1 protein-coding gene is annotated in these 755 nt (G+C 42.6%); it reads left to right on the top strand.

Annotated elements, in window-relative coordinates:
- Positions 1-183 precede the first annotated feature (183 nt).
- Positions 184-755: CHC2 zinc finger domain-containing protein (locus WEIDD23_RS14320; protein WP_242865387.1), on the top strand; the 572-nt coding region annotated here is incomplete at its 3' end.

Here is a 755-nt window from a genome sequence, read left to right as displayed (position 1 = left end):
ATGGCAGACAATTAACTCGAAATGTAGATTGCGTTAGTTTACATAATATTTTAAGCTGAAATACAAAATGTTAATATACCGGCCTTTTACTAGATTATAGGGGCTTGACAAGCTACTTGCATATTGTACGTTCCGGCGTATAATAATAGGAGCTGGAAAAGTTCATTTTAAGAGATGGGGGTGATGACTATCGCAACACGTATTCCAGAACACCTTGTCGAAGAAATTCGCGAGCGTGTCAACATTGTTGATGTCATTTCGCCATATGTACAACTGAAAAAACAAGGGCGTAATCTGTTTGGGCTGTGCCCGTTCCACGATGAACGTACGCCCTCGTTTTCAGTTAATGAAGATAAGCAAATTTATCACTGCTTCTCATGCGGTCGTGGGGGCAACGTGTTTAGCTTTATCATGGATATTGATAATGCAACGTTCCCACAAGCAGTTGCGAAGGTTGCACCGTTTGCGGGCGTCGACCTTGATGCATCCTACACGGCAGATGAGCCAACTGAAACAGTTGATCCACAAACAAAAGCCTTACGATCACTGTATGCAGATGCAACGAAGCTATACCATCATTTACTCGTTAACACCGACGCTGGTGATACTGCACTGACGTACTTACACGAGCGTGGTTTAGATGACGGCACGATTGACGCCTTTATGTTAGGGTATGCCCCTGAAAATGATGTTTTATACAATTATTTCAATGAACAGGGCGTGGACTATCAATTATTGCGAGCGTCTGAACTATT

The organism is Weissella sp. DD23 (genome assembly GCF_001579105.1).
GTDB lineage: Bacteria > Bacillota > Bacilli > Lactobacillales > Lactobacillaceae > Weissella > Weissella cibaria.
Note: the sequence above shows the minus strand (reverse complement) of the source record. Positions and strands in the feature narration are given on the sequence as shown.